The organism is uncultured Corynebacterium sp. (genome assembly GCF_947253065.1).
GTDB lineage: Bacteria > Actinomycetota > Actinomycetes > Mycobacteriales > Mycobacteriaceae > Corynebacterium.
Genome location: NZ_CAMXWS010000009.1, coordinates 21,514 through 45,149 on the forward strand (window position 1 = coordinate 21,514; position 23,636 = coordinate 45,149).

The following is a 23,636-nucleotide window of genomic DNA, read 5'->3' on the forward strand; positions in this document are numbered from 1 at the left end:
TTTGCCTGGTCGGTGTGAAGCTTTTATTCGCTTGCTTGTTGGCTCATCTTACGGGCGATAGTCGTCGTCGGGGAGGTTCCGGAAGGCGAGTTTGGTGCGGGTTGGTTCGTCGATAAGCGGGAGGCGGAAGATGTGCGCGACATTTTCCACTGGGCTGAGACGGACGTAGTTGCGCATGGACCACTCGTAATCCGCGCCGGTGATCTCGTCGTGGACGGGGAAGGACGCGCCGGGAGCAAGTCCGAGGGCGCCCATGTTGAGCGTGACCGTGGTTTCCTGCGTGTAGGTCGGGTCGAGATTGACCACGACGAGGACGCTGTCGCCGGTGGCTGCGTCGAATTTGGAGAAGGCGAGGATGTTCTCGTTGTCCGTATCGTGGAAGTGCAGGTTACGTAGCTGCTGGAAGGCCGGGTGCTCGCGGCGGATCGTGTTGAGCATAGTGATGTACGGCTCGAGCGAATCGCCGTTGTGCAGAGCTGCCTCGAAATCGCGCGGACGCAGCTCGTATTTCTCGGAGTTGAGGTATTCCTCGCTGCCTGGGGCGACTGGTTCGTGTTCGTAGAGTTCGAAGCCGGAGTACATGCCCCACAGTGGGCTGAGCGTGGCGGCGAGCGTTGCGCGGATCGCAAAAGCTGCGCGATTTCCGGTTTGAATGAACGCGTGAAGGATATCCGGCGTGTTCACCCAGAACGATGGACGGGAGATATCCACGAAGCGGACGCAGTCTTGGACGAATCCGGTGAGCTCCTTCTTCGTCGTCTTCCACGGGAAGTAGGTGTAGGACTGCGAGAAGCCAGCCTTGCCCAGGCCAAGAAGACGTGGTGGGCGAGTGAATGCCTCGGCGAGGAAGATCACGTCGGGGTTCGTTTCGTGGACCTTGGAGATGATCCAATTCCAGAAATTCGCCGGCTTCGTGTGTGGGTTGTCCACGCGGAATGTGGTGATGCCCAGCTTCACCCACACCATGAGCGTGCGGTAGATCTCCTTGTACAGCACGTCCGGGGCGTTATCGAAGTTGATCGGGTAGATGTCCTGATACTTCTTCGGGGGGTTCTCGGCGTAGGCAATGGAGCCGTCGGCAAGCACGGTGAAGAATTCGGGGTGTTTCTTTGCCCACGGGTGGTCCGGTGCTGCTTGGAGTGCGAAGTCGAGCGCGACTTCCAAGCCGAGTTCTTCGGCGCGGGCCAAGAGCTTGCGTAGGTCCTTTTCAGTGCCTAGCTCCGGGTGAATGGCATCGTGTCCGCCTTCTGCAGAACCGATTGCCCACGGGGATCCGACATCGCCTTCTTCAGCGACGAGGGTGTTGTTCGGCCCCTTGCGGTTCTTCTTACCGATCGGGTGGATCGGCGGAAAGTAGACGGTGTCGAAGCCCATTGCAGCCACGCGTGGAAGAGCCTCCATGGTGGTTTTGAAGGTGCCGTGGATCGGGTGACCGTCGGCGTCCCAGCCACCAGTGGAACGAGGGAAGAGTTCGTACCAGGAGCTGAACAGGGCCTTGGTGCGCTCGACGAGGACCTCGGAGGTCGGACCTTGGGTGACCAGATCACGCACAGGACGACCGACAAGCACATCGGCGACCTCAGCGGACAGGGCGAGCTCGAGGCGCTCACGCAGCGGGGCATCAGATTCTAAGGCGTCAGCAGCCTCCTTCAAGATGTCGCTGCCAGCAGCGTGGGCGCCTGCCTCAGACGCGGCACGGCGCAACAAGTCAGCACCGTGAGACAGGTCATTTGCCATCTCAGTGACCGACTGCCCGGCAGCGGACTTCTTGGTCACGGCATTGCGCCAGGTGGACACAGGATCAGACCAGGCTTCGACGCGGAATTTCCACAGGCCCACTGCATCAGGGGTGAATACTGCGTGGCAGTAATCGGGGCGGTATTCCTCGGCCACCATCGGAATCATGTGTTCATGGCCGTCCGGGTCGGTGACAACCACGGTCGCGGCAATCGCGTCGTGGCCTTCGCGCCACACCAGTGCGGAGATGGGAACAACCTCACCAACGACTGCCTTTGTGGGCAGTGCGCCGTCGGTGGTGCGGGGGCGGACATCGTCAATTCCGAGTCGGCCGATCACTGGGCTCACGTCGATTCACCTCGTGGGGTTCAAATTCGTTTGCAGTCTAAATCCCAGAGTAGCGAAGGAACGGGGGAGTGACTTGCCGCGTCAGTGAACCGTCGGCAAGCAAAATGCGTCACAATGGGAAGCGTGACTGACCGAAGTGCTGAAATCGAACCGACTGACCCTGATCTGCTGTTGGACTTCAGGGGCGTTGAATTCCGCCGCGGTGGAAACACCCTGGTGGGCCCCGTGGACTGGAAAGTAGAACTTGATGAGCGCTGGGTAGTGATCGGCCCGAACGGCGCCGGCAAAACCTCGTTGATCAGGATCGCTGCAGCCCAGGAATTCCCTTCTGAGGGCACCGCATTCGTGCTCGGCGAACAGCTGGGCAAGACCGACATGCGCGATCTGCGCGCGGTGATCGGAATGATGTCTTCCGCTCTGGCGAACCGCGTGCCTTCCGACGAACGCATTGAGGACCTCGTCCTCTCTGGCGGCTACGGCGTCGTCGGGCGCTGGCGCGAAGAATACGACGAGCAGGATTACGAGCAAGTCCACGATTCGCTCGAGCAGGTTGGTGCGCTGCACTTGCTTGGCCGTCGCTGGGGGACGCTGTCTGACGGCGAGAAGAAGCGTGTGCTGATCGCCCGCGCGATCATGGTCAACCCGGAGCTGCTCATCATGGATGAGCCGGGCGCGGGCTTGGACTTGGGGGGCCGTGAGGATCTGGTCGGCTACTTGGGCGAATTGGCGCTGGACCCGGAGGCCCCGGCGATCGTGATGATCACGCACCACGTCGAGGAGATTCCGTTCGGGTTCACGCACGCGATGCTGCTCGATGAGGGCGATGTCGTGGCACAGGGCCTGATCGATGATGTGCTTACCAGTGAGAACCTGACCAAGGCTTACCACCAGCCGATTAAGCTGACGAAGGAAGACGGTCGTTTCTTCGCGCGGCGGGAGAGCCGGGGCGGGGCGCACCGTCGGTAAGTAAGCGGAAGGTTGCTCATGCCCACGCGCAATGAAGCAGACATGCTGGGAATCAATTACGGTCGTCTCGCCGCGACCGTGATTCTCATGCGCGATGGCAACTCTGGCCTCGAGGTTTGGATGCAGGAGCGCGTCTTAACGATGCGCAATTACCCGGGGATGACGGTGTTTCCGGGCGGTGGGGTGGATATCCGCGATTTTCCGTCGAGCTCGGAGGAAGCGAAAGAGCTGTGGTCGGGCCGTTCCGCATCGGATTTGGCGAAACAGCTCGACGTGAAGCCGCGCCAGGCGCATGCGCTGATGTTCGCTGCGGTGCGTGAGCTTTTCGAGGAAACAGGCACGCTTTTGCTTGTCGACGACACAGGCGCCCTCCTCCGCGACGCCCGCCCCTTCCACCACGTACGTAAACGCCTGGAAAGCCACGAACTGTCTTTTACTGAGCTGCTGGAAGTCACGGGCTTGGACGTCGACGCGACGCTTTTGAAGCCGTCCGGCCGCTGGGTGGGGAAGTCGGAGAAAGGCCAGTGGTTCGATACCTTCACGTTTGTGGCGGAGTTGCCAGCAGGCCAAGAGCCAGATGTGACCACGGGCGAGGCGAGCGATGCGAACTGGTTCCCGCCGAGCTTGCTTATCGACGGCTGGCGCCAAGGCCTCGTTCGCTTCGCCCCCTCCACATGGGCGCAGCTGTATGACTTGTCTGAATTCGACTCTGTTTCCGGTGTGATGGAGCACGTGAAAGGCCTGACGATCGAGCCTGTTGTCGGCGACCCTGTCCATATCGAACGTTATGCGGAGCTCTTTGACCGGCAGCCCGTGAACCGAATGGGAAAGAAATTTGAGCTTTAGCCCCGACGAGGTCCGTTTTCTCGCTGCGCACAGAGACGATATCGCCCGTGTGGCTGCCTCTGGCGAGATTGCGTTGACTAAGAAATCTGCCTTTGCTGATCGTGCGGCTCTGTCTAAACACTTCGGTGACAATGCACGCGCGGTAATGGAATTGCTCCAGGCACGGCAGACCCTTGCCCCGAAGCTGGGGGCGGATATTGATGTTGCTGACTGGTTGACGGATAGTGATTCCGCACAACAGGCCACCCCGCTGCCCGTCGCACAAGTGCGTGCAGAACGGATCGCTGCGGCGGGTGTCGCGTTGGTGCATGACGTGACGTGCTCGATCGGTACAGAAGCCCCGGCGATGCTGGCACAAGGAATGGACTGGTTCGGCACTGACGTGGACTACGCGCGATTGCTCATGGCGCGCGAGAACATCAGCACCAGTGGCCGGGGTTGCGCCTGGGTGGCACAAGCAGACGCGCTTGCACCCGTGACCACACCGGCGAGTAGCCCGGGTCCACGCATCCGCGCGTGCTCGGGAACAGGATCGCGCCCAGGACGCGTAATCGTCGCGGATCCTGCGCGCCGGGCAGATGGGCGGCGCATTACCGATCCCGCCAAACTCATCCCGCCTTTGCCGGACCTGATCGACGCCTACCCAGGCGTGGCAATGGCCATCAAGTGCGCCCCCGGCATTGACTACTCAGACTGGCACGGACTGGTCAGTGTGGTCAGCGTTAGCGGGGGAGTCAAAGAAGCCTGCCTGTACACACCTGACCTTGCCGACCCCGGTCACACACGTGAAGCAGTGGTCATCCGAGATGAGTTCACGGAGAGGGTGAGCGATGAGGGGAATGAGGTGGGCGTCGATAAGCCGAAGAGCTTCATCATCGAGCCGGATGGTGCGGTGATCCGCGCTGGGCTCGTGCAGCAATGGGCGGCACGCCACGAGCTGTCCTTGCTGGATCCGCACATCGCGTTTCTCACGGGCGAGAAGGTGCCGGCCGGGTATTCCGGGTTTCCATTCATCGAAGCCGTGCCGTTGAAGAAGCTGCGTCCCGCACTTCAGGCACACGACGCGGGCTCGGTGGAGATCCTTGTACGTGGTGTTGATGTGGATCCTGACCAGCTGCGAGGCAAGCTGAAGCTCAAAGGCAGCAGGCCGATGGCCGTCGCGATCGCGCGCATTGAAGACCATGCGACAGCGTTCATTTGCGACGCGCGTGTGCGCTAGGCTCGTGAGAGCGAATCTGACAGATGGAAGGTGAAAATTCATGCCCACCATTGCTGTGCTGGTGAAAAATGTGCCGGACACGTGGTCAACGAAATCGCTCGAGGCGGACAATACGCTCGACCGGGCGAATGCTGACAACGTGATCGACGAGATCAACGAGTACGCCGTCGAGGCGGCGCTGCGTCTGCGCGATGCGGGCGATTACCGCGTCGTCGCCGTCACGATGGGCCCCGAGGGGTGCGAGGAAGCGCTGCGTAAGGCTCTTGCGATGGGGGCGGACGACGCAATTTCGCTTATCGACGACACCCTCGCCGGCTCCGACGCCATTTCCACCGCGTGGGCGCTGCACAATGTGCTGAATACCATTGATGACCTTGCGCTGATCGTCGCGGGCAACCAGTCGTCTGACGGTGGCACCGGCACGCTGGCGGGACTGCTCGCGGAATACCGTCAGATCCCGGCCGTGACGCAGGCACACAACCTGCGTATTAAGGGCGCTGAGATTCTGGCCACCCGCGAAGACGAGCGTGGTACCTGGGAACTCGCGGCTTCTTTGCCGGCGGTCGTTGCTGTGACTGAGCAGTCCGATAAACCACGCTTTCCGAACTTCAAGGGCATGAAGGCAGCGAAGAAGCACGAGATCACACGTCTGACCATCGCGGATATCGGCGTCGATGCGGGTCAGGTCGGTCTGGGCAATTCGGCAACCTCCGTGACAAACGCGTCCGAGGTCCCGCCGCGTGCCGCTGGCGAGTTGCTTGAAGGCCCTACCGATGACATCGCAGCCCAGGTGGTCGAACAACTGGCTGTCCGTAACCTGCTTTCCAACTAAACAAGGAGCCGAATACTGATGCACGTATACGTACTGGCAGAGCACACCGGCTCTGAGTTGAGCCCGATCACTGGCGAGCTGATCACTGCGGCACGGGGACTGGGGGTGGTGTCGGCGGTGGTCGTCGGCAAGCCTGGCGATGCTGAAGCGCTCGCGCCGTCCCTGGCTTCTCTGGGGGCTGCCCAGATCATCGACGCGTCTGTTGAGGATTATGATCAGCGCCTCGTTCTTCCCGAGGTCGATGCATTGCAGGCACTCGGTGCTGCGAACCCGGCTCCGATCGTGATCGCTGCGACCGTGACCGGCAATGAGATCGCGGGCCGTCTCGCCGCGCGCCTTGGTTCCGGTGTTCTGACAAATGTTGTGGGCATTGAGGATAATCGCGTCGCTCACCACGAGTTTTTCGGTGGTAGCTACACCACCACCGCGATCGCCGGCGGCGAGTGCCCGATCTACACCCTGCGCCCGGGCTCCGTGAAGGCGGAACCGCAGGAAGCTGCAGGTGAGCTCGCGCCGATGCCGCTGCCTGCTGCGACCGAGCGTGATGTGCGTGTTGCGTCGTTCACACCGAAGGTACGCGCCGACCGTCCCGAGCTAACCCAGGCGGCCACCGTCGTTTCCGGTGGCCGTGGTGTTGGCTCGGCAGACGGCTACAAGGAATACGTCGAACAGCTTGCCGACGTCCTCGATGCCGCCACCGGCTCCACCCGCGACATCGTCGACTTGGGGTGGGCTGAGCCTGAGACCCAGGTCGGTCAGACTGGTGCGACTGTTTCGCCGGAGCTGTACATCGCGCTGGGTATTTCCGGTGCGATCCAGCACACCTCCGGCATGCAGACCTCCGGCACCATCGTCGCCGTCAACCAGGACCGCGACGAGCCGATCTTCTCCATCGCGGATATCGGTGTTGTTGCTGACCTTGAAGAGTTCGTGCCTGAACTGATCAAGGCGCTCCAGGCGCGCCAGAGCTAGCACGCGCGGTGTCGATGACTCACTATTTCGACCACGCCGCGACCACCCCGATGCGCCAAGTGGCCATCGATGCGTGGGCCGAACACGCCCACCTGCTCAACCCGGGTGGGCAGTACGCATCGGGTCGTGCCGCTAATGCAGTCTTGGCCCAGGCCCGCGAAACTATCGCAGAGATCCTCGGCGCTGATCCCGTTGAGGTTGTCTTTACCGGTTCCGGCACTGAGGCCGACAACTTGGCGCTCAGGGGTTTTGCGGGGGATCGCATCATCTCAACGCCCATCGAGCACCCAGCTGTCCGCGAGACCGTCGCGGACCTGGCAAAGCACGGCGCGGATGTAGAGATGCTCCCCGTCGATGAGCGTGGCGTCGTTGATATCACGGACGCGCTCGACGAGCCTGCCTCTGTTGCGACGTGCATGTGGGCGAATAACGAGACCGGTGCGCTCCAGCCGATCGATCAGATCATCGCGCGCGCGAGTGACGCAGGCACTCCCGTCCACATCGATGCAGTCCAGGTTGTTGGGCACATGCCGGTGAACTTCCATGAACTCGGTGCGACGACTGTGGCTGCCTCCGCTCACAAATTCGGCGGCCCACGCGGCGCGGGAATCCTCTTAGCGAAGCGTTCCCCGGCACCATCACCCGTCCTGACGGGCGGGGGACAGCAGCGTGGGATCCGGCCGGGAACTGTCGATGTTGCTACAGCAGCGGCGACAGCAGCCGCGCTCAAAGAAGCAGCCAGCGAGATGGAAGCGGAAGCAGCGCGCCTTGCCAAGCTTCGCGACGACCTGGTCACCGGCGTCCTCGCCACCGTCCCTGACGCACGCGCAACAGTGCTCGGGCGTGAAGGCGTGGAAGTTCTTCCGGGCCATGCACACCTGATCTTCCCAGGGGCGAATGGCGACGCGATGATCATGCTGCTCGACAGCCTCGGCATTGAAGCCTCGACTGGTTCTGCATGCAACAACGGCGTGAATCAACGCAGTCACGTTCTTGAGGCGATGGGCCTGCCGGACGACCACGCCGACGGCGCACTTCGCTTCACTCTTGGACGGACCACAACGAAGCAGGATGTGCAGTTTCTCCTGGAGAGGCTGCCGGAGGTGATTGGGAAGGCGCGGGACGTCGCAAAGCTGTGATGTTGCGTGCGTGTCGTGTGTGGCGAGTGTGACTCATGTGAGTTACGGTGCGTAGCATGAAACGTTCTTTGCGTCCTGCAGCCCTGCTCACATCCGCAGCCATTGCCCTCGGTGGCATCATGGCTGCTGGCAATGTCAATGCAGATAGCCGTGCCGATTGGGTCAACGGCGTCGATGTCTCCCACCACCAAGACACTGGTGGCGACTCGATCGCATGGAATTCGGTGCGCGATGATAACCACCGCTTCGCCATCATCAAGGCCACTGAAGGCACCGACTACACCGATGATGCGTACGCGAAATTCGCGCAGGGCGCCCTGGATGCTGGCATGACCGTTGGTGCGTACCACTACGCTCGCCCGGCAAATGATCCGGTCGCGCAGGCCACCAATTTCGCCAACGTAATCAACACTGGCCCGGCGACGACGCTGCCACCAGTGCTTGACCTGGAGGTCGACGAAGGTCTGAACCCGCAGCAGCTGCGTGACTGGACGCGCACCTTCCTGACCGAGCTGGAGAACCAGACTGGCCGTCGCCCGATGGTGTACACCTACCGCTACTTCTGGCTCGAGCAGATGGGCAACACCGAAGAGTTCTCTGATTACCCGCTGTGGCTCGCTGCGTACCAGAACAAGGCACCGGGTCCTGTCGGTGGCTGGAACAAGGTGGATATCTGGCAGCGTTCAGAATCCGGTCGAGTGGCAGGCATCAATACCCCGGTGGATCTGAACCTGTTCAACGGCAATCACGGCCAGTGGGCTCGTTTCGTTGCCGGCGATCACGCCGCCCCGGGCGGACTGCTGGAGCAGTTCCAGGACAACGAGATCGACTCCGGTATCTCTGATTCCCTGGCTGTGCTTGAGCAGAACAACTCGGCACTGGCAGCGGCGATCGTCGGCCTGGCTTCGGGTGTCTTCGCGCCGCAGCAGGTTGAAAGCGCGGCGCAGAACTTCGGCTTCGATGCCGGTGATGCGCAGAATATCGCCAACACTGCCCGCATCCAGGTTCAGAACGGCACTTTGCCTGTCGACGACCTGAACAACATGATCGTCGGCGGCGACTACTCCGTGGGCGACCTGCTGATCCTGCTGGACAACGCGAATAAGCAGGGCGGCGCCAACTAGCTTTAGTCCTCGCGCGGTGTGGCTGAAGCCGCCATGTCCCGCGCCCACTTGTCGCCCTTGAAGTGAGCGGGCACTCCACCCCCGAGCAACCTGCGGGTCAGCTCGGGGGTTTCGCGTATCTCAGCCCTGGAGCCGATCAAAATGATGTTGCCGTAGCGACGCCCCTTCAACATCGGAGGATCAGCGATCACGGCGAGGTGCGGGAAGACTTCCGCCATGCCGGCTAGCTCCTCGCGGGCCTCGGTCAGGTCGCCGCGGGAACCGCAGTTTGCGACGTACAGACCGTCCGACGAGAGGGAATGGAGGCAGGCTTGGTAGAAGGGGAGCGTCGTCAAGCTGCGCGGCGTTATTGCTGATTCGAAGACGTCGCGGATGATCACGTCGCGCGATGCCTCCACGAAGCCGTCGGTGACCTCGCGCGCGTCGCCGACCCGGATCTTGACCAGCGGCGAACGGGGGATGTCGAATTTCTCGCGCGCGAGCTGCGCCAAGTCCATGTCCCATTCGACGACCGTGTTGCGCGAATGCGGCCACACGTGCGCGAAATAGCGCGGAAGCGAGCAGCCCGCGCCGCCCAGGTGCGTCAGGCGTGGCTTTTCCCACGCACGCGTTTCCTCGATCGCGGCGGCGATCCAGCGCATGTACTCAAAATCGAGACGTTCCGGCTCGCCCGGCACGATGTGTGAGCTGGGTACGCCGTTGACGAGCAGGAGCATCGACCCGTCCGGTTCGTGAATGATCTCCGCGATGCCCGTGTCGATCTCGTAGATCTCATTGTCAGCCTGTTTTCGTGCCACGAGCTTGGAGGGTACACTCCGCCACGTGCGAGTACTGGCAGCAATGAGTGGCGGCGTCGATTCCTCCGTGGCGGCGGCGCGGCTTGTCGACGCCGGACATGACGTCGTCGGCGTCCACCTCGCCCTGAGCAAGGACGCGCAGCAAACCCGCGAATCTGCACGCGGTTGTTGCTCGATCGAGGATTCGGCTGACGCGCGTCGCGTGTGCGACAAGCTGGGCATTCCGTTCTACGTGTGGGATTTCTCCGACCGCTTTAAAGAAGAAGTCATCGATGATTTCGTGGACAGCTACGCCCGTGGCGAGACCCCCAATCCGTGCCTGCGCTGCAACGAGAAGATCAAGTTTGCGGCCCTGCTGGAACGCGCAGTCACGCTCGGTTTCGACGCGATCGCGACAGGGCACTATGCGCTTATCGACGACGACGGCAACCTCCGCCGCTCCACCGACGCCAACAAGGACCAGTCCTATGTGCTCGGTGTAATGACGCGCGACGAGTTGGACCGTTGCATCTTCCCGGTGGGCGACACCGAGAAACCACAGATCCGCGAGGAAGCCGCCGCGCATGGTTTTTCCACCGCGTCGAAGCCGGATTCTTATGACATCTGCTTCATCCCGGACGGCAACACTCAGGCGTTTTTGGGCAAGTCGATTGGCATGCGTCCCGGCATGATCGTTGACCAGGATGGCGCGGAACTCAAGGAGCACGACGGCGCTTTCCAGTACACGATCGGCCAGCGCAAGGGCCTGAATATTCGTGTGCCTGCCGCTGATGGCAAGCCGCGCTATGTCACCGACATCGACACGGAGACCGGCACTGTCACTGTCGGTCCGCGTGCTGCTCTCGACGTGACCACGATCCATGCGGATCGCCTCAAAGTCCTCCACTCCGCGATGATTGGTGAATTCGATGCCAACGTGCAGATCCGCGCCCATGGCGGTGTGGTGAAGTGTCGCGCTCACGTTGACCTGGACGCCGACACTATGACGCTGGATCTGGCCGAGCCACTCTCCGGCGTCGCCCGGGGTCAGGCTGCGGTGCTGTACCTGCCGGACCCGGATGGTCAGGGCGATATCGTGCTGGGGTCCGGCACCATCTGCGGGACGGAATCAGCGTGACGGCCTTCGGTCTCGGCCCGCTGCCAGGCACCGACCTCGTGCAAGCTGCCGACGTAGTGCTCTCCGAATTGCCCACACCGCATCTCCCACAACTCCCTGCCCGTGGCGTGGGCTCTGACCTGATCGGCCGTACGGCCGCGCTGTTGCCCCTCAATCTCGATATCGGGCCACGGTCGTGGCGGGTGACGCGTCGCTCTCAAATTGCCACGATGCGCGCCCGCGATCAGTTCGAACGAGACCTGGACCTGCTCGAAGAACTCTGGGCTGGCAAGCTCACTGAGCTCAAGGTCCAGCTCGTCGGACCGTGGACGCTCGCCGCGCAGATCGAGATGGCTAATGGTCACCGCCTGATCACCGACCGTGGCGCGACACGGGATATCGCGGAAGCCGTGGTGCACGCAGCGGGGGAGCATCGGGCAGACGTCGAGAAGCGATTCGGTGTGTCTACGCTGCTGCAGCTCGACGAACCTGCGCTTGGGCGTGTGCGGCGCGGCACGGTCACGGGCGCGACCGACTACGAGGAGATTCCTGCTGTGCCGGACGAGCGCGTGCTGGACGTGCTCGGGCGGTTCGGCGAGCACCTGCTGCACGCCCCGGAGCCTTTGTTCGGGGCGGACTGGTTCACCGTCGATCTCGCGGGAGATGTGGACCTCGACGGGTTGGCCGGTGCACTGGACCGCGGCGCGCGGATCGCAGTGCCCGTGATGGAACCGCGCGAGGTATTCCGCATCTTCGACCGCCTGCAGATCGATCCGGCGCTGACCGCGATCGACGTGTACGCGGAGGCTGGCTCGACGCTGGTAGCTACTGCGGTGAATTACCGTGCGGCGACAGAGATGGCTGAGGCGCTCAAGAGTACGTAGTAGGAGAGGCGAGCGCTGTCTCCGTATAGCTTTCGCTGCATCTCATCGACCACAACTAGGGGAAGATAGATCGGGTTCGGACCGGCAAACTTAATCAACAGGTCGTGTTTGTTCGCGCATACGAACGACAACAGGATCGAAGTGTCGGAGACGATGAACGCGCGTGAAGTGGCCACAGCTGATTAGTCCTCACCGAAAAAGCTGTCGAGGTGAGAGAACGGGTCCGGATCGGATTCCTCCGAATCGTCCGTGTTGAAGAGCCTGTCGAGTTCATTATGCACTTGCTGTGGTGGGATGCCGCGGGCCAAAGCAACTGCTTCAGCTGCGACCTCACCGTCGAGGTACGCCTGGGTGGCATCGGCAACAAGGCGTGGAGCGGGACGGGGAGTGGAAGCTTGGACAACTTCCAGGTCGTATTCGTTGCGCCAGGCGAAACGCGATGCGAGTGAGGGGGCTGACCACGTCCGACCGAGCTTGGACGCTCGATCAGATGTGATCAATCCCGCGCGACGTAATTGGCTCAACGCCACCCGTGGGGAAATCTTGTATCGCTGCACAATGTGGGAGAGTGCTTCCTCGGTGCTTGGATCGCGCCCCTCCAGTTGTTCTTCCAAGGAATCAAGTGGGCACAGAATATGGGCAGCGAATGAATCCGTACGGACTTCTTCGTCGTGTTGCAGACACGGATTCAAATCGGTCGCGGCGATTAGGTCGCCGGCGTAAATGTGCCCGACCTCGTGGGCAAGCGAGAAGTTCTGCCGGAATGGAATGCTCGAGGTCGCAACCCCGATCACAATATTGCGGGTTATGGGGTCTTGAACCGTCAATGCATCGACTTTGTCGGGGAGCTGGGTGATAAGTAAGTCAGCGTCGACAAGCTCAGTGAGGTGCTCGATCCGTTCGATTGGTCCGAGGGCTAGCTGGTGCTCTTCGCGGAAGCGTCGGGCAAGCTCGATGCCTTGAGCTTTGGGGGAGAGATTCTCTCCGAACCGGTGTTTGTCACGAAGCACGGGTACCGCGCACTTCCTGGAGTGTGTTGCGCAGCTGCAACTGTGCTGTCAGGCGGTCAAGGGCGTCGGTGACATCGACGCGGTGCTTGGAGCGTGCGGCCCAGATTTTGCGTTCGCTCAGCGGTTGCTCATCGGTGAGCTCGTCTAAGCTCACGCCGAGTGCCCAGCTCAGTGCGAGGAGTTCACTAGGAGACGGACGCTTGTCGCCTTTTTCGATGCGAACGATTCCTGATTGGGACAAGGCATCGTTCGTAGCCTTAGCGAGTGCGCGCTGGTTCATGTCGCGAGCCTCGCGCAGGGCCTTTACGCGGCGACCGAAATCAGCCGGAATATTCATGCTGAATCAAGTCCTTTCGAAGTTGATTCAACTGTAGCGGGACGAACATCTTTCTGTCTAGCCTGGCACTATGTCGTCTGACCTCTTGATCTGGGAAGCAAAGGACAGGAACTGGGGCTTGTCCGTCGGCGCTGCCGTGGGCATGGCATTGTGCTTCGGCCTGCTTTTCGACAACATCCTCCTCGGCCTCGCCATCTTCCTCCCGCTCGCGATCGCGTTCTCGGCCATCGGCGAGAAACGTTCCGCCCGCATCGCCGACGGAACCTTCACCTACGACATCGGGCACGGCGACGGGCCGGTCAGCGTGCGGGTCGACCAGGTGGCGTCGATCGAGCAGAAAGCCGACGGCGACCTGTACTTCACTCTCGTGGACGGCACGGATGCGGTGATCAGCAGTGGTGGGGATAAAGAAGGGGTGGCGGCGTTCGTCGATAAGGCAAAGCCCTTGATCGGCGACCACGGCCAGCGTTTCCTGGACTGAGCCGCGCAACGCGCAGCTGCCGTTTCGGTACCCTAAATGTGAACCGGTTCACTATTGAGGGAGAGCTGCCATGAGCTGGAAACACTACCACTACGAGTGGTACTACATCCTGATTTTCGGCGTGATTTTCGGCGTCGCGATGAGCTTCGCGTTCGACAACTTCATCGTCGGGTTCATTTTCGGTCTGTCGATCGCTATGGCGCTGGGAAAGAAGCACCGCGCGGAGGTCGACGGCGATAACTTGGTCTTCGGCGTGGGGGAGAAGGCGGAATCGGTGCCGCTCCGCGAGATCGAGCGTCTTGGCTTCGATGAATCGAAAGGCGAGATGACAGTACGCACCCACGATGGCACCGCGCATTCGCTCGACGCCGGTTGGGATAAGAAGGGCCTTGGGAAATTCGTCGGCGAGGTGAAGCAGAAGTATCAGCTGTAGCCAGCTAGCTGATCATCGGCCAGGCAGTCGTGATGCTGGACGTGTCGCGGCCACGGGACTCGCAGTATTTGCGGAAATCCGTCTGAATTTCGAAGTGCTTGACGGCCTGAAATTCCATGAGCTCGTCGAGCTCTTTCGCGGATAGTTCTGGCCAAACCTTTTTGACCTGCTTCCACGCGATGCGCGCGGCGGCCATCGCGTCGGAGGTCGCTTCGTGGGCGTTTTCTAGCTGGACGCCGTAGAACTCGGACAAAGCACCGAGGTTGCGTTTGCCGCCTTTGCGGTAGCGGTCCATCGCGCGATCGATGAGCAGCGGGTCGTAGACGGGCCCGGTCACGGTGAAATCGCCCGTGAGCGCGCGCAGCACAGTCAGGTCGTAGGGCGCGTTGAACACGATCAAGGTGAAGCCGTCGTCCCACGCCTGCTTGATCGTCTCGACGGTCTCGCGCAGCACGTCATCGTGGGGGCGGCCTTCGGCGCGGGCCTTTTCCGTTGAGATGCCGTGAATCGCGGCGGCTTGCTCGGGGATCTCCACGCCGGGGTCGGCGAGGTGCTCGGTGGCGGTGACATCGCGGCCGTCGATACGCACGAGTGCTGAGGTCACAATGCGTGCCTCCCGCGGGTTCGCCGAGGTGGTCTCCAGGTCGAAGGAGAGCATCCGCGAGGCGTCGAAAGTAGGCATGGGGTTCATTCTAATGAGCGCGTCGACAACTTTTTCGCAATGCGCTTGACCTTGACCCAACGGCAACGTTCACACTGTGTGTCATGGGTGAATACACGATCGGAGAAACCGCCGCGATGCTCGGCGTGACCACCAAAGCATTGCGGCATTGGGAGACGCTTGGGCTGCTCGAGCCAGAGCGGACTTCGACGGGCTACCGCATGTACAGCGATACCGATATCGAGCGCGGCGCAGCGATCGCGCTCTACCGCGGCGTCGGCATTCCGCTCGAGACCATCGCACAGCTTATCGACGCCCCATCCCACACCCTCCGCACCGCCCTGAACCGTCACCGAACGGAATTGGCTAACCAACTTGCAGCCATGACCGAGCAACTCGATGCGGTTGATGAATTGATTGACCAAACACAGAAAGGAAACATCGACATGGACGCGATGAAGAAATACCTCGGCGAGAAGATGCCGGAATACCAGGCTGAAGCAGAACAGCGCTGGGGCGATACCGCCGAGTGGGCGCAGTCCCAGGAGAAGCTGTCCCAGATGGGCGAGAACGACTTCGCCCGTCTGCAGCATGAGCAGGATGCTTTTGCCGCTGACCTGGTCGCCGCGCGCGATAGCGGCGTTGAAGCCGGATCGGAAGAAGCAGAAGCACTCGTTGCACGCCACCGCGAGATGATTGGGCAGTGGTATGAGGTGACTCCCGCACGCCAGCTGATCCTGGCGCGCATGTACGTCGGGGACGAGCGTTTCCACGAGGCGTACCAGGGTGCGCAGGACTACCTGCTGGGGCTCGTCGAAAAGCATGCTGCTGCAAACGGTGTGGATACGGCGAACCCGCAGTGGGATTAACGCGCTCCTCTAAAGTAGGGCAGCGTGACTGAAAACAACGCGCCTGCAACCGACAGTACTGTGGACAAGGATCTTCTCCGGGAGTGGACGGAACTAGCTAAGGAGGTCCGCCACCACCGGGATCTGTATTACAACGGCGACCCGGTGATCACGGACGCGGAATTCGATGAGATGTTCCGTGCGCTGCAGAAGCTCGAGGAGGAGCACCCAGAGCTGGCCGTCCCGGATTCGCCGACGAAGGAAGTGGGCGCGCCGACCACGAATACTGCGTTCGCGGATGTGGAACACCTCGAGCCGATGACAAGCCTGGACAATGTGTTCTCTCCTGAGGAGCTCGCAGACTGGTTGGCCAAGACTCCTGGTCCGTATCTGACGGAGCTGAAGATCGACGGTCTGTCGATCGACCTTGTTTATGAAAACGGCGCACTCGTCCGTGCGGCGACGCGTGGCGATGGTCGCGTGGGCGAGGACATCACTGCTAATGCGAAGGTCATTGAGGACATTCCGCACCAGCTGAAAGGCGATGTGCCGGCACTCGTGGAGGTTCGCGGCGAGGTATTCATCCGCCCGGAGGACTTCCCGGAGCTCAATGAGTTGCGCCAAAAAGAGGGCGGTAAGCCGTTTGCGAATCCACGAAACACAGCGGCGGGTGGCCTGCGGCAGAAGGACCCGGAGGCTGTGCGTAAGCGCAAACTGCGCATGATCTGCCACGGCATCGGTGCGCGTGAGGGAGTCGAGTTCACCTCGCAGCACGATGCGTACGAGAAGCTCGCCTCCTGGGGCCTTCCGGTCAGCGAATACACCAAACGCGCGGAGACCGCACAGGAAGTCCAGGATGCGGTGAGCTACTGGGCGGACCACCGCCACGACGCGATTCATGAGATGGACGGCGTGGTGATCAAGGTCGACGACTTGGCTGCTCAGCGTCAGCTCGGGTTCACGTCCCGTGCGCCACGCTGGGCGATTGCGTACAAGTACCCGCCGGAAGAGGTGACCACAAAGTTGCTGGATATCGAAGTTTCCATTGGCCGCACGGGTCGCGCGACACCGTATGCAGTCATGGAGCCGGTTTTTGTGTCCGGCTCAACTGTCGCGATGGCCACGCTGCACAACCAGACGGAGGTCAAGCGCAAGGGCGTGCTCATCGGGGACACGGTGGTCGTGCGAAAAGCCGGCGAGATTATTCCGGAAGTGCTCGGGCCCGTTGCGGATCTTCGCGACGGCACTGAGCGTGAATTCGTTTTCCCGAAAGACTGCCCGGCGTGCGGGACGGAGCTCGCACCCGCGAAGGAAGGCGACGCGGACTGGCGGTGCCCGAATACCCGCTCGTGCCCGGCACAGCTTGGCGCGCGGCTTGAATACATTGCCTCACGCGGGGCCTTCGACATTGAAGCACTCGGCGAGAAGGGGGCGCATGACCTCATCGCGTCGGGCGTGCTTATCGACGAATCCACCCTCTTCGACCTCACCACCGAAGACCTGGAAAAATCCAGTGTTTACACCACCCAGAAGGGCGCGGTGAACGCTTCGGGCAAGAAGCTTTTGAGCAACCTGCAGGAGAAGAAGACCACGGATCTGTGGCGTGTTTTGGTGGCTCTGTCTATCCGCCACGTCGGCCCGACGGCAGCGCGTGCATTGGCCGCACGCTACAAGTCCATGGACGCGCTGCGTGCGGCTTCCGTAGAGGAGCTCGCAGAGACCGATGGCGTGGGCACGATCATCGCCGAATCCTTCAAGGACTGGTTCGAGGTGGACTGGCACGTGGAGATCGTCGATAAGTGGGCCGCGGCTGGTGTGACCATGGAAGACTCCGCTGAAGATGCTGCACCCCAGACGCTTGAGGGTTTGACCATCGTGGTCACCGGAACGTTGGAGAATTTCTCCCGCGACAGCGCTAAGGAAGCGATCCTGTCCCGCGGTGGCAAGGCATCTGGCTCGGTGTCGAAGAAGACGGACTACGTCGTTGTCGGTGAGAACGCAGGCTCCAAGGAGCAGAAAGCGCGGGATCTGGGCATCACCATTCTGGACGAGTCCCAGTTCGAGCAGCTGCTGGAGACCGGCGCGGTGTAGTGGGCAACAGCGTTTAGCCGGGGCGGCGCTCACCGGTGCTCTGTGGGCGTGCCGCCACACGGGCGGCCTGGAAGCCGACGAGGGCTGCGCCCCAGAGAGCGAGCAACCACCACGCAAATATAGGCAGGTGGGTATTCCAACTCATTCCGCGTGCCAGGAGGAAGACGACGAGGACGGTGAAGCCAGCGTCGATAAGCCCGGCAACGGGGGAGCGCACTCCGCGCACCGCAATGAACGTGGCGTGCACGAGAATAGCTATCGCGAGTAACAAATTAATCATCGCTGGGTTCCTTTCAACAGTTTGATGCCGAGGTCATCGACGCTCGCTTCGCTGGAATTAGCCACGAAGGCGGCGCGCCGGGGATTCGCCGGGTCCCAGACGAGCATCGTGCTGTAGCCCCCGGTGCCGCCGTTGTGGAAGGTGTATGCCGTTCCGTCGTCCTCCAACTCAGCCCAGCCGAGATCCGGGCCACCGTGCGCGGAGATCCAGTCGACGTATTTCGCGATGTCCTTGGCAGTGGAGCGAATCGCGCCAGCGGGCGCCCAGCCATTCATTTCCCACCGTTCCGCGGGACGGCCGGCCAAAGTGAGTCCTTGCGGATGACCGTCGGCGGTTCCGGGCAGGGCGAGGAACGTCGAAGTCATGCCAGCAGGCTCGAGGATCTTCGTGCGAAGGAGCTCGTCGTAGCTCATACCTGCGTTCTTGGCGAGCAACTGACCGAGCAGCGCATGGCCGAAATTGGAGTAGTTCTCCTCGCCGCGGCCCTTTAGTTTTAACTTCGGATTTGTGGCAGCAGTGAAAATATCCTCAGGGGTATCTCCGCGGTACGGGTTCCCGCCGTCGCGCACCATCATGGAGAGGAACTGCGGGAGACCAATGCTTTCGAGCCGCGACAATCCGGATGTGTGGTTGAGAAGCTCTTCGACGGTGACATCAGCAATGGGCGTGCCGGCGGCGTCAATAATGTCTTGGACTTGAGTGTCGAGGCGCAGAGTGCCAGCCTCGATCTGCTGGCGGGCGAGTTCGCCGTTGAATGTCTTGGTGAGAGAGCCGATTTCAAACTCAGTGTTCTCGTCTGCACCCAGCCCGCCGAAGCGGACTTCCCCGTCTTCGCTGACGAAAGCGGCGAGCTCGTTGGAGCCTGGATCGGCGCCTGATTTCAGCAGCGTGAAGATCTCTTCCTCGCCGGTATGCTGCGTCGCCAACGCGATGGGGCGGGGCCCGAACACGATGAGCGATGCAAGTGTCGTGAGAGCGGCGACCCCGGCGAAGATGAGTGCGGCGGAACCGAATCGCCTTTGCTGGTTGCGGGTGTTCTGCTTCGTGGACATCAGTGATCTTCTCCTGCTGCGATGATGGTCAACAGTGGGACGACGCGGGCGGGGCGCACCTCGAAGTGGCCGTTGAGCTTGGCGACCCACCCCGCGTCCTGAAGGGCCCTCAGATGGTGGTAGCCGGTGCCGGTAGAAGAAACGATTCCTTCCTCCACGAGTTCTGCGACTGACGCAGGTTTGGTGAGGAGCCGACGGAGGATCGCTCCGCGGATAGGGTGCGCGATAGCGACGATGCGCTCGGTGTACTCGTCCCATTCGTGGCCCAGCAGATAATCAGTTTCGCGCTGCCACTGGTACGCGTATTCGCGGCCGCTGATACGGAGGGAACCACCGAAGACGAGTGCGCCATTGTCTGGCTCGTTGTCTGTTTCTGCCTGCGCGCTAGATTGTGCCCGGGACGCCTCCACTCCGTCGACGACCCAGTACTCGCCGGTGGTGCGGGTGAGCGGGGAGGTGCCGCCGGACGATGATGCTTGGGATTCCAAGGCCGCGACGCGCCCTTCGAGAGCCCCGAGTCGTTCCAATAGACTGGAATAAGTTTGAGTCAATTTAGAAGTCTGCTGGTCCACGGTGTCAAGAATATAAAATCAGTTTGCAATTGTCGAAGATTCTTGAACTGCTCGGTGTCGAGGCAATGAAAAAGCGCGCCGGAGCGCGCTTTGAAATCGCTTGTGTGGGGTGCTAACTCCCGGGGGCGCGGGCCTAGCGCACCAAGGCACCGACAATGGCGCCGAGGTCGCCGATGTGGGTCACCTCGGAGGCGAGAAAGTCCGGGCCGCCGGTGCGTCCGATGACCAGATAGAGACCGGTCGAGCCCAGGGGAGTGACGGCCAAGGTGGAATCGAGTAGCCACCAGGCTTCGGGCACCCACGTGTCGGTGTCGTCGCGGAGGATGCGGGCCTCGGAGACGTCGATAAGCACGGGCGCGGAACCGTCGTCTCCCGGTGCTGCCTGGGATGCAGCGACGCGCTCGCTGCCGTCGCCTTTGTCGCGCAGGACGACAGCCCACGAGGATGTCAAAGCGAGCGGCATGACGGAGACGAGCTCCTGCATCGCGGCGGGCAGGTCGTGGACTTGGTTCGCGACGCGGGCGAGCATCTGGACCTGCTCGCGGCGGTCGACGCGGCCGGTGAACGGGCGGATCGAATCGACCTCGACGCCGTCGACGGACGCGGCGGCGGTGATGAGCGAATCGACCATCGTGCCGGTGGGAAGCTCGACCACGATATCGTCGGTGACCACCGCTTTTTCGTCGGCGAACGTGCTCTCGACGATGTCGACGGACTTGATGTTCGCGTCGACCATGCCGAAGGCCTCGGCGAGCTCGCCGAGGCTGCCGGGGGTGTCGGGGAGGGCGACGCGGATCAAGTAAGACATGGCCTTATTTATATCAATTCGAGACGTTGCAGCGGGCGTACCATGGGGCAGCGGCCTGAACGAATCTCGATAGGAGGTAGCACATGCACACCGACGAACTGCAGGAAAGCGCGCTCGCTGGTACTGAACCGAGGGTATACGGGGACGCCCTTTTCCGCGAAGGTGCGAAGGTGACAGCAGACGGCGACGAGGTCGTTGTCGCCAGCCACGACCTCGCGCGCGAGGTGGCAGAAGACCCGCAGCGCTATTCCTCCGCGGTGTCGCGTTTCATGCAGCTGCCCAACGGCCTCGACGGTGAGGAGCACGCCAAGGTCCGCGCGATGATCGAGCAGTACCTCGACGCGCCCGCGGTCGAGCACTTGGAGCCCGTTTTCCGTGAGCTGGCTCGCGAGATCGTCCGCGACGGGGCTGCGAAAGATTCCGTCGACGCGGTCGGTGACATCGGGGCGCAGTACGCCGTCCGCGCGATGACGGCATGGCTGGGCTGGCCGGAGAGCATCAACGCCGAGCTCGTCGCGTGGGTCGCGGACAATAACGCCGCGACGCGTTCCGGACAGCTTGAGCGCACTGCCGCGGTCGCGGAGCGTTTCGACGACATTATCCGCTCTGTCGTCGTGCCTTTGCTCGAAAACCCCGATGATTCGGTCACGTCGCGCCTCGTGCGCGACGAGAGCCTCGGCCGCCCGCTGGAATTCGAAGAGATTGTCTCCGTGCTGCGCAACTGGACGGCCGGCGATCTGAGCTCCATGGCGTACTGCATCGGCGTCATTGTCGAAGCGCTGATCGAGCACTCGGAGCTGAAGGACCGTTTGTCCCAGGGTGTCTCTCGTGCCGAGTTCACGGCGATTGCTGATGAGATCCTGCGCGCAGATTCCCCGTTCGTGAGCAACCGTCGCGTGACTACGTGCCCGGTCTCACTCGGTGATGTCGAGCTGTCCGAGGGGCAGAAGGTGCGCATTCACTGGACTGCCGCCAACCGCGACCCGGACACTTTCGCCGACGTCGAGGGCTTCGAGCCGGATGCGAACGCCGCGCAGAACCTGGTGTGGGGCGCCGGCCCGCACGCCTGCCCCGGCAAAGAATTGTCGATGATTGAGCTGCAGGCATTCACGGAGGAACTGTGCGCCGCGGTCGATCTGTCCCGCGCTGGCGACGGCGAGCGCGAGCTTCACCCGGTGGGCGGCTGGGCATCGCTGCCGGTGCGTCTTACCGCTCGCGGGTAAGTCTCACGGCGTGACGTAAGATAAGGCCCGTTAACCGCAACCCAAGGATTTTAAGAAGGTGGGACAACGTGGCTGAAGCCTCAGGAATCTCCCGCGAGGAGGTCGCAGGCATCGCGCGGTTGGCGCGTATCGCCGTAAGCGACGAGGAGCTAGACCAGCTGGCTGGTCAGCTGGACACCATCGTGGAGGCTGTCTCCGCAGTGCAAGCAGTGGATACCGAAGGCGTTGAGCCGATGAGTCATCCACACAGTGTGGAAGCGGCAATGCGTGAGGATGTCCAGCGCACCACCCTCACCCAGGCGCAGGCGTTGGACCAGGCGCCCGAGGTTGAAGATGACCGATTCATGGTCCCGCAGATCCTGGGGGAGGAGGACTAATGGCTGAATACACCATTCCGACTGAAGGCTTGACCAGCCTTCCGGCACACGTTCTGGCGGAGAAGATCCAGGCTGGCGAGGTGACCTCGCGCGAGGTCACTCAGGCATTCCTTGATCGCATTGCAGAAACAGATGAGACCATCGGTGCATTCCTGCACGTTGGTGCGGAGGAAGCGCTGAAGACAGCTGATGAGGTCGACGCAGCGGTGAAAGCTGGTAAAGAACCGGCATCGCCGCTCGCCGGCGTCCCGCTGGCGCTCAAGGATTTGTTTGTCACTACCGATGCGCCGACCACGGCGGCATCGAAGATGCTTGAGGGCTACATGAGCCCGTATGACGCGACGATCGTGACCAAGATCCGCGAAGCAGGCATCCCGATTCTGGGCAAGACGAACTTGGACGAGTTCGCCATGGGTTCCTCCACGGAGAACTCTGCCTACAAGGTCACCCGCAACCCGCACGACCTGGACCGCACTCCGGGTGGCTCCGGTGGTGGTACCGCGGCAGCGCTCGCTGCTGGCCAGGCACCGCTGGGCATTGGTACCGATACCGGCGGTTCGATTCGTCAGCCGGCATCCTTGACCGGCACCGTTGGCGTGAAGCCGACGTACGGTGCGGTGTCGCGCTACGGCATGATCGCGAACGCATCCTCGCTCGACCAGTGCGGTCCGTGCGCCAATAACGTGCTGGACACCGCGCTTTTGCACGAGGTCATTGCTGGCCACGATGAGTTTGACGCAACCAGCGTTGATCGTCCGGTTAATTCCGTTGTTGAGGCGGCGAAGCAGGGTGCTTCGGGCGATCTTTCCGGCGTGAAGGTCGGCCGCGTGAAGCAGTTCGGTGGCGAAGGTACGCAGGCAGGCGTTACGGAGGCCGTCGATAAGGCGATCGCACAGCTTGAAGCTCAGGGCGCGGAGATCGTCGAGGTTGATTGCCCGACGTTTGAGCACGTCATGGGTGCGTACTACATCATTCAGACCTCGGAGGTCAGCTCGAACCTCGCGCGTTTCGACGGCATGCGTTACGGCCAGCGCGTCGGTGACGACGGCAAGAATTCCGCCGAAGAGGTCATGGCTCTGACCCGTGGTGAAGGCTTCGGTGATGAGGTCAAGCGCCGCGTCATCCTGGGCACGTACGCGCTTTCCGTCGGTTACTACGACGCGTACTACCTGCAGGCCCAGCGCATTCGTACGCTGATTGCGCAGGACTTTGCCAAGGCCTTCGAGCAGGTAGACATCATCGCTGGTCCGGCAACGCCGACCACAGCATTCAAGCTGGGCGACAAGGTCGATGACCCGTTGGCGATGTACAACTTTGACCTGTTCACCCTGCCGCTGAACCTGGCTGGTCTGCCGGGCATGTCCGTTCCGGCAGGCACCGCCTCGGATACCGGCCTGCCGGTTGGTCTGCAGTTGATCGCACCGGCGTTCGCTGACGAGCGCCTCTACCGCGTGGCAGCAGCTTTTGAAGCCCGCCGTTAATCCCTGGAATACCCTCGCAGCT

Annotated in this window: 25 protein-coding genes; 16 read left to right on the forward strand and 9 right to left on the reverse strand. The window is 61.9% G+C overall.

Features of this window, described 5'->3' with window-relative positions:
* Positions 1 to 48: 48 nt before the first annotated feature.
* Positions 49 to 2,076 (reverse strand): maltotransferase domain-containing protein, encoded by a 2,028-nt coding sequence (locus tag Q0X21_RS03805; protein WP_297850463.1) that lies wholly within the window; start codon positions 2,074 to 2,076, stop codon positions 49 to 51.
* A gap of 123 nt (positions 2,077 to 2,199) precedes the next feature.
* On the opposite strand from Q0X21_RS03805, the gene Q0X21_RS03810 reads away from it, so the two are divergent.
* From Q0X21_RS03810 to Q0X21_RS03840, 7 genes are read left to right on the forward strand one after another with little or no spacing between them, the layout of a single operon-like run.
* Positions 2,200 to 3,051: an ABC transporter ATP-binding protein gene (locus Q0X21_RS03810; protein ID WP_297850425.1), complete on the forward strand. Its 852-nt coding sequence runs from the start codon at positions 2,200 to 2,202 to the stop codon at positions 3,049 to 3,051.
* 18 nt (positions 3,052 to 3,069) lie between these two features.
* Complete coding sequence (locus Q0X21_RS03815) at positions 3,070 to 3,897, forward strand: NUDIX hydrolase (protein ID WP_297850426.1); 828 nt, start codon at positions 3,070 to 3,072, stop codon at positions 3,895 to 3,897.
* On the forward strand, positions 3,887 to 5,116 hold the full coding sequence (locus Q0X21_RS03820) for a THUMP-like domain-containing protein (protein WP_297850427.1): 1,230 nt from the start codon (positions 3,887 to 3,889) through the stop codon (positions 5,114 to 5,116). The genes Q0X21_RS03815 and Q0X21_RS03820 overlap by 11 nt, the downstream gene beginning before the upstream one ends.
* Positions 5,117 to 5,156: 40 nt before the next feature.
* The gene (locus Q0X21_RS03825) at positions 5,157 to 5,948 is read left to right on the forward strand and encodes an electron transfer flavoprotein subunit beta/FixA family protein (RefSeq protein WP_297850429.1); all 792 of its coding nucleotides are present in this window, start codon (positions 5,157 to 5,159) and stop codon (positions 5,946 to 5,948) included.
* 15 nt (positions 5,949 to 5,963) lie between these two features.
* On the forward strand, positions 5,964 to 6,920 hold the full coding sequence (locus Q0X21_RS03830) for an electron transfer flavoprotein subunit alpha/FixB family protein (RefSeq protein ID WP_297850465.1): 957 nt from the start codon (positions 5,964 to 5,966) through the stop codon (positions 6,918 to 6,920).
* A 14-nt stretch (positions 6,921 to 6,934) separates the two neighbouring features.
* On the forward strand, positions 6,935 to 8,059 hold the full coding sequence (locus Q0X21_RS03835; protein ID WP_297850430.1) for a cysteine desulfurase family protein: 1,125 nt from the start codon (positions 6,935 to 6,937) through the stop codon (positions 8,057 to 8,059).
* 56 nt (positions 8,060 to 8,115) lie between these two features.
* Positions 8,116 to 9,183, forward strand: a complete 1,068-nt coding sequence (locus Q0X21_RS03840; protein ID WP_297850431.1) for a glycoside hydrolase family 25 protein — start codon at positions 8,116 to 8,118, stop codon at positions 9,181 to 9,183.
* 2 nt (positions 9,184 to 9,185) lie between these two features.
* Here Q0X21_RS03840 and Q0X21_RS03845 read toward each other — a convergent pair whose 3' ends face one another.
* Complete coding sequence (locus Q0X21_RS03845) at positions 9,186 to 9,980, reverse strand: spermidine synthase (protein ID WP_297850432.1); 795 nt, start codon at positions 9,978 to 9,980, stop codon at positions 9,186 to 9,188.
* Positions 9,981 to 10,005: 25 nt separating this feature from the next.
* Between Q0X21_RS03845 and mnmA the strand changes: the two genes are divergently transcribed.
* Positions 10,006 to 11,097, forward strand: coding sequence for a tRNA 2-thiouridine(34) synthase MnmA (gene mnmA, locus Q0X21_RS03850; RefSeq protein ID WP_297850433.1), 1,092 nt, complete (start codon positions 10,006 to 10,008; stop codon positions 11,095 to 11,097).
* Positions 11,094 to 11,960, forward strand: coding sequence for a methionine synthase (locus Q0X21_RS03855; RefSeq protein ID WP_297850434.1), 867 nt, complete (start codon positions 11,094 to 11,096; stop codon positions 11,958 to 11,960). The genes mnmA and Q0X21_RS03855 overlap by 4 nt, the downstream gene beginning before the upstream one ends.
* 182 nt (positions 11,961 to 12,142) lie before the next feature.
* Here the strand turns inward: Q0X21_RS03855 and Q0X21_RS03860 are convergent, their stop codons facing one another.
* Together Q0X21_RS03860 and Q0X21_RS03865 are read right to left on the reverse strand one after the other, a co-directional pair.
* Positions 12,143 to 12,970, reverse strand: coding sequence for an ImmA/IrrE family metallo-endopeptidase (locus Q0X21_RS03860; RefSeq protein ID WP_297850435.1), 828 nt, complete (start codon positions 12,968 to 12,970; stop codon positions 12,143 to 12,145).
* Complete coding sequence (locus Q0X21_RS03865) at positions 12,960 to 13,307, reverse strand: helix-turn-helix domain-containing protein (protein WP_297850436.1); 348 nt, start codon at positions 13,305 to 13,307, stop codon at positions 12,960 to 12,962. Before Q0X21_RS03865 ends, Q0X21_RS03860 begins: the two co-directional genes overlap by 11 nt.
* 70 nt (positions 13,308 to 13,377) lie before the next feature.
* On the opposite strand from Q0X21_RS03865, the gene Q0X21_RS03870 reads away from it, so the two are divergent.
* Positions 13,378 to 13,788: a hypothetical protein gene (locus Q0X21_RS03870; protein WP_297850437.1), complete on the forward strand. Its 411-nt coding sequence runs from the start codon at positions 13,378 to 13,380 to the stop codon at positions 13,786 to 13,788.
* Between the two features lie 70 nt (positions 13,789 to 13,858).
* Positions 13,859 to 14,221 (forward strand): hypothetical protein, encoded by a 363-nt coding sequence (locus Q0X21_RS03875; RefSeq protein WP_297850438.1) that lies wholly within the window; start codon positions 13,859 to 13,861, stop codon positions 14,219 to 14,221.
* A 4-nt stretch (positions 14,222 to 14,225) separates the two neighbouring features.
* Here Q0X21_RS03875 and Q0X21_RS03880 read toward each other — a convergent pair whose 3' ends face one another.
* Positions 14,226 to 14,903, reverse strand: coding sequence for a 3'-5' exonuclease (locus tag Q0X21_RS03880; protein WP_210572233.1), 678 nt, complete (start codon positions 14,901 to 14,903; stop codon positions 14,226 to 14,228).
* An 83-nt stretch (positions 14,904 to 14,986) separates the two neighbouring features.
* Between Q0X21_RS03880 and Q0X21_RS03885 the strand changes: the two genes are divergently transcribed.
* Together Q0X21_RS03885 and ligA are read left to right on the forward strand one after the other, a co-directional pair.
* Positions 14,987 to 15,751, forward strand: coding sequence for a TipAS antibiotic-recognition domain-containing protein (locus Q0X21_RS03885; RefSeq protein ID WP_297850439.1), 765 nt, complete (start codon positions 14,987 to 14,989; stop codon positions 15,749 to 15,751).
* Between the two features lie 24 nt (positions 15,752 to 15,775).
* Positions 15,776 to 17,821 (forward strand): NAD-dependent DNA ligase LigA, encoded by a 2,046-nt coding sequence (gene ligA, locus Q0X21_RS03890; protein WP_297850440.1) that lies wholly within the window; start codon positions 15,776 to 15,778, stop codon positions 17,819 to 17,821.
* Between the two features lie 13 nt (positions 17,822 to 17,834).
* Here the strand turns inward: ligA and Q0X21_RS03895 are convergent, their stop codons facing one another.
* The 4 genes from Q0X21_RS03895 to Q0X21_RS03910 form a co-directional block, all read right to left on the reverse strand.
* On the reverse strand, positions 17,835 to 18,101 hold the full coding sequence (locus tag Q0X21_RS03895) for a hypothetical protein (protein ID WP_297850441.1): 267 nt from the start codon (positions 18,099 to 18,101) through the stop codon (positions 17,835 to 17,837).
* Entirely contained in the window at positions 18,098 to 19,153 is a 1,056-nt protein-coding gene (locus Q0X21_RS03900; RefSeq protein WP_297850442.1) for a serine hydrolase, read from the reverse strand. The genes Q0X21_RS03895 and Q0X21_RS03900 overlap by 4 nt, the downstream gene beginning before the upstream one ends.
* On the reverse strand, positions 19,153 to 19,641 hold the full coding sequence (locus tag Q0X21_RS03905) for a helix-turn-helix transcriptional regulator (protein ID WP_297850443.1): 489 nt from the start codon (positions 19,639 to 19,641) through the stop codon (positions 19,153 to 19,155). The genes Q0X21_RS03900 and Q0X21_RS03905 overlap by 1 nt, the downstream gene beginning before the upstream one ends.
* A gap of 217 nt (positions 19,642 to 19,858) precedes the next feature.
* On the reverse strand, positions 19,859 to 20,533 hold the full coding sequence (locus Q0X21_RS03910; RefSeq protein WP_297850444.1) for an amino acid-binding ACT domain protein: 675 nt from the start codon (positions 20,531 to 20,533) through the stop codon (positions 19,859 to 19,861).
* A gap of 83 nt (positions 20,534 to 20,616) precedes the next feature.
* Here Q0X21_RS03910 and Q0X21_RS03915 point away from each other — a divergent pair, with 83 nt between their 5' ends.
* From Q0X21_RS03915 to gatA, 3 genes are all read left to right on the forward strand, one after another.
* Positions 20,617 to 21,756, forward strand: coding sequence for a cytochrome P450 (locus Q0X21_RS03915; protein WP_297850445.1), 1,140 nt, complete (start codon positions 20,617 to 20,619; stop codon positions 21,754 to 21,756).
* Between the two features lie 68 nt (positions 21,757 to 21,824).
* Positions 21,825 to 22,133, forward strand: coding sequence for an Asp-tRNA(Asn)/Glu-tRNA(Gln) amidotransferase subunit GatC (gatC, locus tag Q0X21_RS03920; RefSeq protein ID WP_297850446.1), 309 nt, complete (start codon positions 21,825 to 21,827; stop codon positions 22,131 to 22,133).
* Complete coding sequence (gene gatA / locus Q0X21_RS03925; RefSeq protein ID WP_297850447.1) at positions 22,133 to 23,614, forward strand: Asp-tRNA(Asn)/Glu-tRNA(Gln) amidotransferase subunit GatA; 1,482 nt, start codon at positions 22,133 to 22,135, stop codon at positions 23,612 to 23,614. Before gatC ends, gatA begins: the two co-directional genes overlap by 1 nt.
* Positions 23,615 to 23,636 lie beyond the last annotated feature (22 nt).

Bases quoted from the DNA above. Each gene is read 5' to 3' on its own strand.
- Q0X21_RS03810 (WP_297850425.1), top strand. From the start codon at position 2,200: ATGGGAAGCGTGACTGACCGAAGTGCTGAAATCGAACCGACTGACCCT.
- Q0X21_RS03815 (WP_297850426.1), top strand. From the start codon at position 3,070: ATGCCCACGCGCAATGAAGCAGACATGCTGGGAATCAATTACGGTCGT.
- Q0X21_RS03825 (WP_297850429.1), top strand. From the start codon at position 5,157: ATGCCCACCATTGCTGTGCTGGTGAAAAATGTGCCGGACACGTGGTCA.
- Q0X21_RS03835 (WP_297850430.1), top strand. From the start codon at position 6,935: ATGACTCACTATTTCGACCACGCCGCGACCACCCCGATGCGCCAAGTG.
- Q0X21_RS03840 (WP_297850431.1), top strand. From the start codon at position 8,116: ATGAAACGTTCTTTGCGTCCTGCAGCCCTGCTCACATCCGCAGCCATT.
- Q0X21_RS03865 (WP_297850436.1), bottom strand. From the start codon at position 13,307: ATGAATATTCCGGCTGATTTCGGTCGCCGCGTAAAGGCCCTGCGCGAG.
- Q0X21_RS03870 (WP_297850437.1), top strand. From the start codon at position 13,378: ATGTCGTCTGACCTCTTGATCTGGGAAGCAAAGGACAGGAACTGGGGC.
- Q0X21_RS03875 (WP_297850438.1), top strand. From the start codon at position 13,859: ATGAGCTGGAAACACTACCACTACGAGTGGTACTACATCCTGATTTTC.
- Q0X21_RS03880 (WP_210572233.1), bottom strand. From the start codon at position 14,903: ATGCCTACTTTCGACGCCTCGCGGATGCTCTCCTTCGACCTGGAGACC.
- Q0X21_RS03885 (WP_297850439.1), top strand. From the start codon at position 14,987: ATGGGTGAATACACGATCGGAGAAACCGCCGCGATGCTCGGCGTGACC.
- Q0X21_RS03895 (WP_297850441.1), bottom strand. From the start codon at position 18,101: ATGATTAATTTGTTACTCGCGATAGCTATTCTCGTGCACGCCACGTTC.
- Q0X21_RS03900 (WP_297850442.1), bottom strand. From the start codon at position 19,153: ATGTCCACGAAGCAGAACACCCGCAACCAGCAAAGGCGATTCGGTTCC.
- Q0X21_RS03910 (WP_297850444.1), bottom strand. From the start codon at position 20,533: ATGTCTTACTTGATCCGCGTCGCCCTCCCCGACACCCCCGGCAGCCTC.
- Q0X21_RS03915 (WP_297850445.1), top strand. From the start codon at position 20,617: ATGCACACCGACGAACTGCAGGAAAGCGCGCTCGCTGGTACTGAACCG.
- gatA (WP_297850447.1), top strand. From the start codon at position 22,133: ATGGCTGAATACACCATTCCGACTGAAGGCTTGACCAGCCTTCCGGCA.